A 12,575-nucleotide genomic window follows, 5' to 3' on the forward strand; every position below is an offset into this window, starting at 1 on the left:
TAAAAGAAAACTATAAACTGTAAACCGAAAACTGTAAACTTTTTTATCTTTGCTAAAATTACAAAATATCTATGTCAACAGAAGAAAAATCACTGAATTTCTTAGAACAAATTATCGAGGAAGATTTGAAAAATGGTTTATCAAATGATAAGCTGCGTTTTCGTTTTCCGCCGGAGCCAAACGGTTATTTACACGTTGGTCATGCTAGTGCAATTTGTTTAAATTTTGGTTTAGGAATTGATTATCAGTCACCTGTAAATTTACGTTTTGACGATACCAATCCAGCTAAAGAAGAACAGGAATATGTTGATGCTATCAAAAAAGACATAGAATGGATGGGTTATAAATGGGCAAACGAATGTTATGCTTCCGATTATTTCCAACAATTATACGATTGGGCTGTTGAATTTATCAAGAAAGGAAAAGCCTATGTTGATAGCCAATCTTCTGAAGAAATGGCAAAACAAAAAGGAACGCCAACGCAAGTTGGAACCGATTCACCTTATAGAAATCGTTCTGTTGAAGAAAATTTAGACCTTTTTGAACGCATGAAAAACGGCGAATTTGAAGAAGGAACACATATTTTACGTGCTAAAATTGATATGTCACACAACAATATGTTGATGCGTGATCCAATTATGTATCGTATTTTGAAGAAACACCATCATAGAACAGGAAATGATTGGTGTATTTATCCAATGTATGATTGGGCACATGGCGAAAGTGATTATTTGGAACAAATTTCGCACTCGTTTTGTACACTTGAATTTTTGCCTCACAGAGAATTATATGATTGGTTTTTAGATCAAGTTTATGATGATACAAAAGTTCGTCCAAAGCAAAGAGAATTTGCTCGAAGAAATCTTTCTCATACCGTAGTTTCTAAACGAAAATTATTACAATTAGTTGAAGAAAAGCATGTTAACGGTTGGGATGATCCACGAATGAGTACGATTTCAGGAATGCGTCGTAGAGGTTATCCGCCAATGGCAATTCGTAATTTTGCTAAAACTATTGGTATTGCAAAACGAACTAACTTGATTGATGTTTCACTTTTAGAATTTTGCGTTCGTGAAGAATTGAACAAAACAGCGCCAAGAGTTATGGCAGTTTTAAATCCGGTGAAATTGGTAATTACTAATTATCCTGATGGTCAAGAAGAATGGCTTGAAGCCGAAAACAATCCGGAAGAAGAAGTAATGACGTACAGAAAAGTACCTTTTTCTAAGGAATTATATATTGAAAGAGAAGATTTTCAAGAAGAAGCAAACAAGAAATTTTTCCGATTGACATTAGGAACAGAAGTACGTTTAAAAAATGCGTATATCATTAAAGGTGAAAGTGTTATCAAAGATGAAAACGGAAATATTACCGAAATTCATTGTACGTATGATGTTGATTCTAAATCGGGTAGTGGAACCGAAGCTTCACAACGAAAAGTAAAAGGAACCATTCATTGGGTTTCAATAAATCATGCTATTCCGGCTGAAGTTCGTGTATATGATCGCTTATTTACCAATGAAAATCCGGATGGAAACAAAGAAATTGATTTTAAAGAATTTATCAATCCAAATTCTTTAGAAATTATTACCGGATATGTTGAACCAAGTTTGCAATCGGCTAAAGATTTAGACCAATTTCAATTTCAACGTTTAGGATATTTTTGTGTTGACAAAGATTCATCTGCTTCCAACTTAGTTTTTAACAAAACAGTTGGTTTGAGAGATACTTGGGCAAAAATTGAAAGTAAAGAATAAAAAAGTAAACTATAAGTTTTATAAATCAAAATCCCTAAATTTTTAGGGATTTTTCTATTATAGATATTTATGATTATTTTTTAAAAATCATTTTTATAAACTATTAAAAGTGACTTTCATATTTTGGATGTAATTGATTTTTAAAAATCGTTAAAGTGTTTTTACATAAATTTTATAAAGTTCTTTTATTTGGCTTTAAAATCAATTTTTACTCTTTAACGACATCTTAACAGCAAAAATTATATTTTTTTATTAACTTTAGTAAAATTTAAAATTCAAAGTTATGTCAGGAAGAAATAGTGAAAGCATTTTGGCACTTTTAGCTGGTGCAGCAATAGGAGTTGGACTCGGAATTTTATTTGCTCCGGATAAAGGTTCAAAAACGAGAGTAAAAATTAAAACAGGTTTTGATGATTTGAAAGATGAAGCCAAAGAAAAATTTTCGGGTTCCAAAGAAGAACTAAAAGAAGCCGTTGATAACTTACTTTCAAAATCAAGTTATAAAGCTGAAGAAGCAATTACTTTTTTGGAAGAGAAATTGGCCGAGCTTAAAAAACAAAATGCCAAATTGCAGAAATAATGCCTTTTGAAGAGTTAAAAGACAATGTAAACGATATTCAGGAAAATGCTAAAGCTTATGTAGAAACCAGTTTGGCTTACTACAAACTTTGGGGTTTTAAAGTTGCCATGAAATCTACAACAATGGTACTCAAGTTTTTCTTGATAGCCATTTGTTTAACTATTTTTCTGTTGTTTGTTTCGGTTGCCGGAGCTTTGTTTTTAGGTGAAATTTTAGACAGTTATGTACTTGGTTTTCTTAGTATTGCCGGAATTTATTTGGTTTTGGCAATATTAATTTATTTGGTAAAAGACAAAATTGTAGAAGGTACGATTTTGGAAAAATTCTCCGAAATATTTTTTAATGACAATGATTAAATATGGAAACTAAAAAATATACTTCGTATGCCGAAATCGACCGAGATTTAGAAATATTGAAGCTTGAAAGAGAAATTCAGTATAAAAAAGTTCAATTAAGTGTTGAAAAAATAAAAGATGATTTTTCACCTTCAAACTCCGTTTCGTTTGCTGGAAAATTATTCAAAAACACTTTTTCAGGAACATTAGGAACGGTTTTACGAATAGCAATTCCTTATCTAATTAATTGGTTAATAAATAGAAAAAGAGGCGATTAAGCCTCTTTTTTTTTTCTGATATAAATAAAATCTTAAACTTCTTCAGTTGGATTACTTGTATCATTCGGATTGTAATCAGTAGAAGTATGATCGTTTTTAGATTTAACTCGTTTTGGTTGATTTTTAATGGTTTCACCAATTTGGTTACTTGCCGTGAAACTTGCCACCATATTGTTTAACATATCACTTCCGGCTTGAGGTGAATTAGGTAACAAAATCAAGTTAGAATTAGTATCAGCACCAATCGCTTGTAATGTATCATAATGTTGCGTTACTACAATCAATGCCGAAGCTTCTTGCGAATTAATTCCAACATTGTTCAACACTTCAACACTTTCTACCAATCCGCGAGCAATTTCACGTCTTTGATCAGCAATACCTTGACCTTGAAGTTTTTTACTTTCGGCTTCGGCTTTAGCTTTTGCAACAATTCTAATTCTTTGAGCTTCCGATTCAAATTCAGCAGCTGTTTTTTCTCTATCGGCAGCGTTAATTCTATTCATCGCATTTTTTACTTGAATATCAGGATCAATATCGGTTACTAAAGTATTGATTATATCATATCCATAAGTTGTCATCGCATCGTTTAACTCACGTTTTACAGCAATAGCAATATCGTCTTTTCTAACAAAAACATCATCCAAAATCAGTTTTGGAACCTCTGCACGAACTACGTCAAATACATATGAAGTGATTTGGTCATGCGGATATTCTAGTTTATAAAATGCTTCGTAAACTTTCTCCTGAATAACTTTAAACTGTACTGAAACTTTCATTTTGATAAACACGTTATCTTTTGTTTTGGTTTCGATAACAACGTCAAGTTGCTGAATTCTTAAATTAACTCTTCCAGAAATACTATCGATAACAGGAATTTTAAGTTGTAAACCCGAGTTTCGAATACTGTGAAATTTTCCAAAACGCTCAACGACAACTGAACTTTGTTGCTTTACTGTAAAGAATGAAGCAAATAATAAAAACAGCCCGAAGACCATAAAGACAATAAAAATTACCATATTTATATTTTTTAATTGGTTATATTAGTTATTGTACGATAAAAATGTATGTTTGTTACAAATTAACAGTTATCATTTTATGAACAAAAAAATTAGTATCCTTTTATTGCTAGTTTCAACAATAGGTTACAGCCAATATGGTTACAGAGACGGAAATAGAATTGGTATTTCTGCAGGAGTTTCTCAAACAACTTTATTTACAGATAATTTTACTGCCAATCCTGAATTATGTTTTGCTGGCGGACTTTCGGTTCGTGGAAATTACTACAATAATTGGAGTATGATTTATGGCATGCAGTTTTTTTCTAATAATTTTTCATTGGAATCTAATTTTAATGAAAAAATTAAATACAATCTTCAAGGTGTAAAAGTTCGATTATTATTAAGTTATAATGTAGTGGAAGACCATGTTTCGCTTGATTTTGGACCAGTTTTACAAGTAAACGGGAAAATGAAAGTAGCAACTTCTGATGAAAATAAAATTCTAAAAGGAACATTGTTACAAGCAGACCAAATTGCAGATATTTCTACCGTAAGCGGAAACTTTTACCTTGGTGTTTCTGCTGGAAGTAGAACAATTAGAGCAGTTCTTTTCTACGAATACGGATTTACCAACATTCTGAACAAACTCAACAAAGACGATGCTTTAAAACTCTTGAATAACGGTGATAAATTCAAAGGAAACCTTGGATGTATAAATGGTCAAGTGATTATTAATTTGTAAAAAAATAAACCGCAAATTCACAAATTGATTTATCTTAATTTGCGAATTTGCGGTAAAATTTTTAAAAAGCTAACTATAAACTAGCAATCGCTTTTTCCAATCGCTTGATGGTTTCTTCTTTTCCGATTAATTCTACAATATCAAAAAGATGCGGACCTTTTAAAGCACCAACTAAACTCAAACGAAAAGGTTGCATTACTTTACCCATTCCAATTTCGTTTTGTGTCATCCAGTCTTTTACAATAGTTTCAATAGTTACTGATGTAAAATCTTCAATAGTTGACAAAACTGAAATTAATTGTTGCATTAATCCTGGCGTTTCTTCTTTCCAATTTTTTGTTGCTTTTTCATCATAAGATGTTGGCGCAACAAAGAAATAATCTGCTAAATTCCAAAATTCAGAAACAAAATTAGCACGTTCTTTTATCAAGGAAACGATTTTTGTCATTTCGACGAAGGAGAAATCACACTTGCCATTTTTCTCAATTACATTTTTTTCAAACGCTTCTGCCAAACTTTCATCGCTTTGCTTTTGCAAATACTGATGATTAAACCATTTATTTTTTTCTGGATCAAATTTTGCTCCAGCTTTATGAACTCTGTTTAAATCGAATTTTTCACAAAGTTCTTCCAATGAAAATATCTCTTGATCAGTTCCGTCATTCCATCCTAATAATGCCAAAAAATTAACAACAGCTTCCGGGAAAAATCCGTTTTCTCTATATCCAGACGAAATTCCTTCGTCGGTTTTCCATTCTAGAGGAAACACTGGAAATCCCATTTTATCGCCATCGCGTTTGGATAATTTTCCGTTTCCGATTGGTTTTAAAATCAATGGTAAATGAGCAAATTCCGGTGCTTCCCAACCAAATGCTTTGTATAATAAATGATGTAACGGTAAACTTGGCAACCATTCTTCTCCACGAATAACATGCGACGTTTCCATCAAATGATCATCCACAATATTCGCTAAATGATATGTTGGCATTCCGTCAGATTTAAACAAAACTTTATCGTCTAATAAATTGGTGTCAAATTTTATATTACCACGAATGATGTCTTTTAATTCTAAAATTTCATTCACAGGCGTTTTAAATCTAATTACATATTCTTCTCCTTCTGAGATTCTTGTTTTTGGATCTTTTCTAATACCTAAAGCATCTTTTTCAGAGAGATTTAATGAATTATCAAGTAAATTTCTGGTTTGCCAATTGTAAATAAAATTGCTACCACTTGCTTCGGCCATATTTCTTCTAAACTCAAGTTGTTGGTTTGTATCAAAAGCATAATAAGCCCAACCATTTTGAATTAATTGATCAGCATATTGCTTATACAAATGTTTTCTTTCGCTTTGACGATATGGACCAAATTTTTCGTTTTTCCCAATCGTTTCACTTGGAGCAATTCCAAGCCATTCCAACGCTTCAAAAATATATTCTTCAGCTCCAGGTACAAATCGATTTTGGTCGGTATCTTCAATTCTCAGATAGAATGTACCGTTATGTTTTTTAGCAAATAAATAATTGAATAAAGCGGTTCTAACGCCACCAATATGCAATGGTCCAGTTGGACTTGGAGCAAAACGAACTCTAACAGGTCTTGACATTTTTATTAAATTTTTGGCAAAGATAAACAGAAGTTAGAAGTCAGAAGTCAGAAGTCAGAAGTTTTTAAGATAGCTTTTTAAAATTGCTTTTTGAAATTGACTTTTGAAGTTGCTTTTTGAAGTTGTTTTTTGAAGTTGCTTTTTGAAGTTGTTTTTTGAGATTGAATTTGACTTTTTTTTAACGCTTTGATATTCGGGAAAAATTGTACATTTATCGGTTATTAACAAAAGAGTAGAAATTTTGAACAAATCGGGCATTATTTACGACAAACTGGAAGCTTTCATCAAAAAGTTTTACACCAATGAATTACTTCGTGGAACAATTTTCTTCGTTGGAATTGGATTGCTATACTTTTTGTTTACACTTTTTGTGGAATATTTTCTTTGGCTAAAACCAACAGCCAGAACCATTTTGTTTTGGTCGTTTATTGCCGTGGAACTTTTTCTTTTATTGCGATTTATCCTTTTTCCATTATTCAAATTGTTCAAACTCCAAAAGGGAATCGATTATAATGAAGCGTCAAAAATTATTGGAAATCATTTCAGTGAAGTAGGCGATAAGCTGACTAATTTTTTGCAACTTTCTCAAGATAAGAATAAATCAGAATTACTTTTAGCATCAATCGACCAAAAGGCAAATACGCTTCAGCCAATTCCTTTTAGTAATGCCGTTAATTTTGGCAAGAACAAAAAATATTTGCCTTTGGCGATTATCCCGATTTTGTTTTTCGCTTTTTTCTACATTTCTGGTAATAGTAATTTGATTACGCAAAGTTTAAATAGAGTTGTCAATTACAAACAACAATTTCTTCCGCCAGCGCCATTTGAATTTCAGCTTCTGAATTCAGTTTTGCAAACCGAACAAAACAAAGATTTTTTGGTAAAAGTGAAAACCGTTGGTAAAATCGTTCCCGAAAACACGATGATTTTCATTGGTAACGAAAGTTATTTTATGGAAAAAATCAATGCCGATGAATTTCAGTTTGTTATTCCGAAGCTTACAGAAGACACTGAATTTCATTTTGAAGCCAATGAAGTTTCGTCTCACGATTATGAATTGAAAGTAATCACAGTTCCGTCGATTGCTAATTTTGAAATGGTTCTAAATTTCCCAAGTTATCTCAATAAAAAGTCGGAAACGATTAAAGGAACAGGAAATGCTATAATTCCCGAAGGTACAAAAGTGACTTGGCGAATGAACACATTGGCAACGCAAAAAGTGGATTGGCTTGATACTAACGGAAAGCAAACATTCGCTAAAAATGACAATCTGTTCTCTTTTTCAAAAAATATTCTTCAAAATACTGAATATCAAATACTAACATCAAATAACAAAGTTCAGAATTACGAAAAACTAAACTATCAGATTTCTGTTATCAAAGATCAATTTCCAACAATAACGGTGAATAATGCGCCTGATAGCTTGAAAATTGGTAAAAACTATGTCTTAGGTCAAGTTTCAGACGATTATGGCTTATCGAAGCTGCAAATAGTCTATTATCCTAAAGATTTGCCAAGCAATGCCAAGCGTGGAACAATTGCTGTTAAGAAAGATATTTACGACCAATTTGTATTTGCTTTTCCAGCAAATCTTCCGGTTGAAGAAGGCGTGAACTATGAATATTACTTTGAGATTTTTGATAACGATGCCGTTCATAATTTTAAAAGCACCAAGTCAACAGTTTTCAGTGATAGAATTGCAACCGAAACAGAAAAGGAAGATGAAATTCTAAAGCAACAAAACGATAATATTAATTCGTTGGCCAAATCTTTAAAATCGCAAGAAAAGCAACTTTCTGAAATGGATAAGTTGAAAAAAATGGGTAAGGAGAAAGATAATCTCGAATATAAAGACCAACAAAAGGTAAACGACTTCATCCAACGTCAAAAGCAACAAGACGAATTGATGAAGGAGTTTTCAGAGAAGATGAAGGACAATTTGGAACAATTCAAATCAGATAAAAAAGACGAGAAAAAAGAATTGCTTCAAGAACGTTTAGAAAAGTCGCAAAAGGAATTGGAGAAAAATCAAAAGCTTTTGGATGAACTTCAAAAACTGAATGAGAAAATCAGCAAAGATGAACTTTTCGATAAAATGGAAAAGTTTCAGCAAAACAGCAAAAACCAAAAGAAGAGTTTAGAGCAATTGGTCGAATTAACGAAGCGTTATTATGTGGAAAAGAAAACACAACAAATCGCTGACAAGTTAAATAAATTGGCTGAGAAGCAAGAGAAGCTTTCTGAAAAAACTAACGAAAATATAACCGATAAGCAAGACGAAATCAATAAGGAATTTGATGAACTTCAAAAGGAATTAGATGAATTAGAGAAAGAAAATAAAGACTTGAAATCTCCAATGGATTTGCCTAAAACGGAAGAGAAAGAAAAAAGTATCAAAGAAGATTTGAATTCTGCCAAAGACCAATTACAAAAACAGCAAAAGGATAAAGCAAAACCAAAGCAAAAAAACGCATCTAAGAAAATGAAGCAAATGAGCCAAGACATGATGGAGATGATGGCTGGTGCTGAAAAGGAACAAATGGATGAAGATATTGCCATGTTGCGTCAAATTTTGGATAATCTTTTGGCCTATTCGTTTTCTCAGGAAGATGTGATGAACCAATTTAAAGGGTTGAAAAGAGGTTCGCCATCGTTCAATAAAAATCTAAAAAAACAGCAAGATTTAAAACAACAGTTCAAGCATGTTGACGACAGTTTATTTGCAATGTCTTTGCGTAATCCAAAAATTGCCGAAAACATCACAACAGAAATTGGGAACGTTCAGTACAATGTTGATAAAGCACTTGAAAATTTAGTTGAGATGAATATTTCAAAAGGAAATTCGCATCAACGTTATTCGGTTTCTGCATCTAATAAATTGGCTGATATGTTGAGCGATATTTTAAACAGTATGCAAAACCAAATGCAAATGTCGGGTTCAGGTATGGGCAAACCAAAACCAGGTCAAGGTCAAGGCGAAATGCAATTACCAGATATTATTCAAAAGCAACAAAGCTTGGGTGAAAAGATGAAGAAAGGTCAAAAGAAAGGTGAGAAACCTGGCGAAGGTGAAGAAGGCGAACAAGGTGAAAAAGATGGCGGAAGTCAAGGTCAAAAAGAAGGAAGTTCTGGTAAAGATGGAAAATCGGGTAAAGAAGGTTCAGGTAAGAACGGCAAAAATGGTAAAAGCGGACAAGGTGGCGGAAACGGAAATTCTCAAGGAAATCGTGATGGTGAAAATGGCGAAGATGGAGAAGGAAATGCTCAACAAATAATGGAGATTTACAAAGAACAACAACAACTTCGTGAGGCGTTGCAAAAAGAATTGAATAAACAAGGTCTTGGCGGAAGCGGTCAAAACGCATTAAATCAAATGAAGCAAATCGAGAAACAATTGTTGAACAAAGGTTTCAATAACGAAGTGATACAAAAAGCACTGAATTTGAAATACGAATTATTAAAACTCGAAAAAGCAATTCAAGAACAAGGCGAAGATAAAAAGCGTCAGTCCGAAACTAACAAAAAAGAGTTCAACAATCAAACCAATGCGTTACCGGCGCGTTTGCAAGAATATTTGAATAGTATTGAAATTTTAAATAGACAAAGCTTACCTTTGCGCTCCAATTTTAACCAAAAGGTTCAAGAATATTTTAAAACCAATGATTAGTTTTAATTACGAATTAGATTTTGCTCTCGAAAACGAGCAAGTATACGAAGATTGGCTTTCAGAAGTAATCACTTCTGAAAACAAAACTGAAGGCGAAATTAATTATATATTTTGTGACGACGATTATTTGCTCGAAATCAACCAGCAGTATCTCGATCACGACACGTTAACTGACATTATTAGCTTCGATTATTCTATAGGAAACGATTTACACGGTGATATTTTCATTTCTATCGACAGAGTGAAGGAAAATGCTCTAGATTTCAACGTTTCTTTTGAAGAAGAATTAAAAAGAGTTTTAGTTCATGGTATTTTGCATTATTGTGGTTATAAAGATAAATCCGAAAGTGATGAAAAATTGATGCGACAAAAGGAAGACGAAAAAATTAAAATGTTCCACGTGAAACATTGATTAAACAACTGAAAAATTTGAAGCTAAACGGTTCGGATTTTTTGTTGTCGTCTTTCCCGCTTTTCGTTTCAATCTGTCATTGCGAGAAATAAATCAATCACATTAAACTTGTTTTTTTGCAATGTCAGGATTTTCACTTCAATCGGGGCTAAAAGAAAAACTTGGTTGAGTTTTTGAATGTTCCGAGCATCGCGAGGAAAAAATAAAAGTTCCACGTGGAACAATTAATTATTCGGATATTAATATTTAATATTTGAAATCTAAAATTTAATATCAAATGTTTAACACATACGATGTAATAGTAGTTGGTGCAGGGCATGCAGGTTGCGAAGCAGCAGCTTCGGCAGCCAATATGGGTTGTAAAACTTTATTGGTAACAATGAGTTTGCAAAACATTGCACAAATGTCGTGCAATCCAGCAATGGGCGGAATTGCCAAAGGACAAATCGTTCGTGAAATCGACGCACTTGGCGGATATTCAGGAATTGTTTCTGATAAAACAGCTATTCAGTTCAAAATGCTTAATAAATCAAAAGGTCCGGCAATGTGGTCACCACGAGTTCAGTCAGACAGAATGCGTTTTGCGGAAGAATGGAGATTGATGTTGGAAAACACGCCAAATCTCGATTTCTATCAAGAAATGGTCAAAGGACTTTTGATAAAGAATAATAAAATCAAAGGTGTTGTTACTTCACTTGGAATTGAAATCAAAGCAAAAACAGTTGTCTTGACCAACGGAACATTTTTGAATGGATTAATTCACATTGGCGAAAAACAATTTGGCGGTGGACGAGCTGGCGAAAGTGCTGCGTTTGGAATTACCGAAGATTTGAAAAAAGTTGGTTTCGAAGCTGGAAGAATGAAAACAGGAACGCCGCCACGAGTTGATGGTCGTTCTTTAGATTATTCAAAAATGCGTGAAGAACCAGGTGACGAAGTTCCAGATAAGTTTTCTTATTCTGATGAAACGAAACCGTTAATTCATCAAAAATTGTGTCACATGACTTATACTTCATTAGATGTTCACGATATTCTTCGTGAAGGTTTTGATAGAAGTCCAATGTTCAATGGAAGAATAAAAAGTATCGGACCAAGATATTGTCCATCTATTGAAGATAAAATCAATCGATTTGCAGATAAAGAAAGGCATCAGCTTTTTGTAGAACCAGAAGGTTGGCATACCGTTGAAGTTTACGTCAACGGATTTTCTACTTCTTTACCAGAAGATATTCAATATAAAGCATTGAGTTCTGTTGCCGGATTTGAGAATGTGAAGTTTTTCCGTCCAGGTTATGCTATTGAATATGATTATTTTCCGCCAACGCAATTAAAACATACGTTAGAAACCAAATTAGTGGACGGATTGTATTTCGCTGGACAAATAAATGGAACAACGGGTTATGAAGAAGCCGCTTCTCAAGGTTTAATGGCTGGAATTAACGCCGCATTAAAGGTAAAAGAGCAAGAACCGTTGATTTTACGTCGTGATGAAGCGTATATTGGCGTTTTAATTGACGATTTAATTACAAAAGGAACCGAAGAACCATATAGAATGTTTACTTCTCGTGCCGAATACCGAACATTATTGCGTCAAGACAATGCCGATTTCCGTTTAACGCCAAAATCGTTCCAAATTGGTTTAGCATCCGAAAAAAGAATGCGAAGAATGGAGTATAAGTTCAACGAAAGCGAAAAAATGGTTGATTTTTTCAAAGAAACGAGTATTACGCCACAAGAAACTAATCCGATATTGGAAGAAAAAGAAAGTTCACCAATGACACAATCGGATAAGATGTTTAAAGTTTTTTCGCGTCCGCAAATTGATTTGAATGATATGTTGAAGTTTGAAAAAGTTCAAAACTACATTCATGAGAATAATTTAGACAAAGAAATCATCGAACAAGCCGAAATTCAGGTAAAATATTCAGGTTATATCGAAAAAGAACGAAATAATGCTGAAAAATTGATCCGTTTAGAAGATATTAAAATCCCGACCAACTTTGATTATCATAAAATCAAGTCCATGTCAATAGAAGCAAAGCAAAAATTATCGGCGATTCGTCCAGTGACAATTTCCCAAGCTTCCAGAATTAGCGGTGTTTCTCCAGCTGATATATCCGTTTTATTAATCTATATGGGTAGATAGAATATGAAATTTTTGATTTTAAACATTAAATATTGAAGTTTTTTAGCAATACAT

At 33.0% G+C, this 12,575-nt stretch carries 10 protein-coding genes; 8 read left to right on the plus strand and 2 right to left on the minus strand.

The window, feature by feature from the left end:
* The first annotated feature begins 71 nt into the window (after positions 1 to 71).
* From G6042_RS11145 to G6042_RS11160, 4 genes are all read left to right on the plus strand, one after another.
* Positions 72 to 1,757, plus strand: a complete 1,686-nt coding sequence (locus tag G6042_RS11145) for a glutamine--tRNA ligase/YqeY domain fusion protein (protein ID WP_169524512.1) — start codon at positions 72 to 74, stop codon at positions 1,755 to 1,757.
* Between the two features lie 283 nt (positions 1,758 to 2,040).
* A complete protein-coding gene (locus G6042_RS11150; RefSeq protein ID WP_169524513.1) occupies positions 2,041 to 2,337 on the plus strand; it encodes a YtxH domain-containing protein in 297 nt (98 codons plus the stop codon).
* Positions 2,337 to 2,693, plus strand: coding sequence for a competence protein (locus tag G6042_RS11155; RefSeq protein ID WP_169524514.1), 357 nt, complete (start codon positions 2,337 to 2,339; stop codon positions 2,691 to 2,693). Before G6042_RS11150 ends, G6042_RS11155 begins: the two co-directional genes overlap by 1 nt.
* A 2-nt stretch (positions 2,694 to 2,695) precedes the next feature.
* Positions 2,696 to 2,950, plus strand: coding sequence for a DUF6327 family protein (locus G6042_RS11160; RefSeq protein ID WP_169524515.1), 255 nt, complete (start codon positions 2,696 to 2,698; stop codon positions 2,948 to 2,950).
* Between the two features lie 32 nt (positions 2,951 to 2,982).
* On the opposite strand, the gene G6042_RS11165 is transcribed toward G6042_RS11160, so the two are convergent.
* A complete protein-coding gene (locus tag G6042_RS11165) occupies positions 2,983 to 3,966 on the minus strand; it encodes an SPFH domain-containing protein (RefSeq protein WP_169524516.1) in 984 nt (327 codons plus the stop codon).
* A gap of 79 nt (positions 3,967 to 4,045) precedes the next feature.
* Here G6042_RS11165 and G6042_RS11170 point away from each other — a divergent pair, with 79 nt between their 5' ends.
* Positions 4,046 to 4,690: a PorT family protein gene (locus tag G6042_RS11170; RefSeq protein WP_169524517.1), complete on the plus strand. Its 645-nt coding sequence runs from the start codon at positions 4,046 to 4,048 to the stop codon at positions 4,688 to 4,690.
* Between the two features lie 73 nt (positions 4,691 to 4,763).
* Here G6042_RS11170 and gltX read toward each other — a convergent pair whose 3' ends face one another.
* Complete coding sequence (gltX, locus tag G6042_RS11175) at positions 4,764 to 6,296, minus strand: glutamate--tRNA ligase (protein WP_169524518.1); 1,533 nt, start codon at positions 6,294 to 6,296, stop codon at positions 4,764 to 4,766.
* A gap of 241 nt (positions 6,297 to 6,537) precedes the next feature.
* Between gltX and G6042_RS11180 the strand changes: the two genes are divergently transcribed.
* The 3 genes from G6042_RS11180 to mnmG all read left to right on the plus strand — a co-directional run bounded on the left by G6042_RS11180 (position 6,538) and on the right by mnmG (position 12,521).
* A complete protein-coding gene (locus G6042_RS11180; RefSeq protein ID WP_169524519.1) occupies positions 6,538 to 9,963 on the plus strand; it encodes a DUF4175 family protein in 3,426 nt (1,141 codons plus the stop codon).
* Positions 9,956 to 10,375, plus strand: coding sequence for an rRNA maturation RNase YbeY (ybeY, locus tag G6042_RS11185; RefSeq protein ID WP_169524520.1), 420 nt, complete (start codon positions 9,956 to 9,958; stop codon positions 10,373 to 10,375). The genes G6042_RS11180 and ybeY overlap by 8 nt, the downstream gene beginning before the upstream one ends.
* 277 nt (positions 10,376 to 10,652) lie before the next feature.
* Positions 10,653 to 12,521 (plus strand): tRNA uridine-5-carboxymethylaminomethyl(34) synthesis enzyme MnmG, encoded by a 1,869-nt coding sequence (gene mnmG, locus G6042_RS11190; RefSeq protein ID WP_169524521.1) that lies wholly within the window; start codon positions 10,653 to 10,655, stop codon positions 12,519 to 12,521.
* The last annotated feature ends 54 nt before the right edge of the window (positions 12,522 to 12,575 follow it).

The sequence above is a fragment of the Flavobacterium solisilvae genome (assembly GCF_012911605.1).
GTDB lineage: Bacteria > Bacteroidota > Bacteroidia > Flavobacteriales > Flavobacteriaceae > Flavobacterium > Flavobacterium solisilvae.

Coding starts and splice junctions, on each gene's coding strand:
- G6042_RS11160 (WP_169524515.1), top strand. CDS start 2,696: ATGGAAACTAAAAAATATACTTCGTATGCCGAAATCGACCGAGATTTA.
- G6042_RS11170 (WP_169524517.1), top strand. CDS start 4,046: ATGAACAAAAAAATTAGTATCCTTTTATTGCTAGTTTCAACAATAGGT.
- G6042_RS11155 (WP_169524514.1), top strand. CDS start 2,337: ATGCCTTTTGAAGAGTTAAAAGACAATGTAAACGATATTCAGGAAAAT.
- G6042_RS11165 (WP_169524516.1), bottom strand. CDS start 3,966: ATGGTAATTTTTATTGTCTTTATGGTCTTCGGGCTGTTTTTATTATTT.
- ybeY (WP_169524520.1), top strand. CDS start 9,956: ATGATTAGTTTTAATTACGAATTAGATTTTGCTCTCGAAAACGAGCAA.
- gltX (WP_169524518.1), bottom strand. CDS start 6,296: ATGTCAAGACCTGTTAGAGTTCGTTTTGCTCCAAGTCCAACTGGACCA.
- G6042_RS11145 (WP_169524512.1), top strand. CDS start 72: ATGTCAACAGAAGAAAAATCACTGAATTTCTTAGAACAAATTATCGAG.
- mnmG (WP_169524521.1), top strand. CDS start 10,653: ATGTTTAACACATACGATGTAATAGTAGTTGGTGCAGGGCATGCAGGT.
- G6042_RS11150 (WP_169524513.1), top strand. CDS start 2,041: ATGTCAGGAAGAAATAGTGAAAGCATTTTGGCACTTTTAGCTGGTGCA.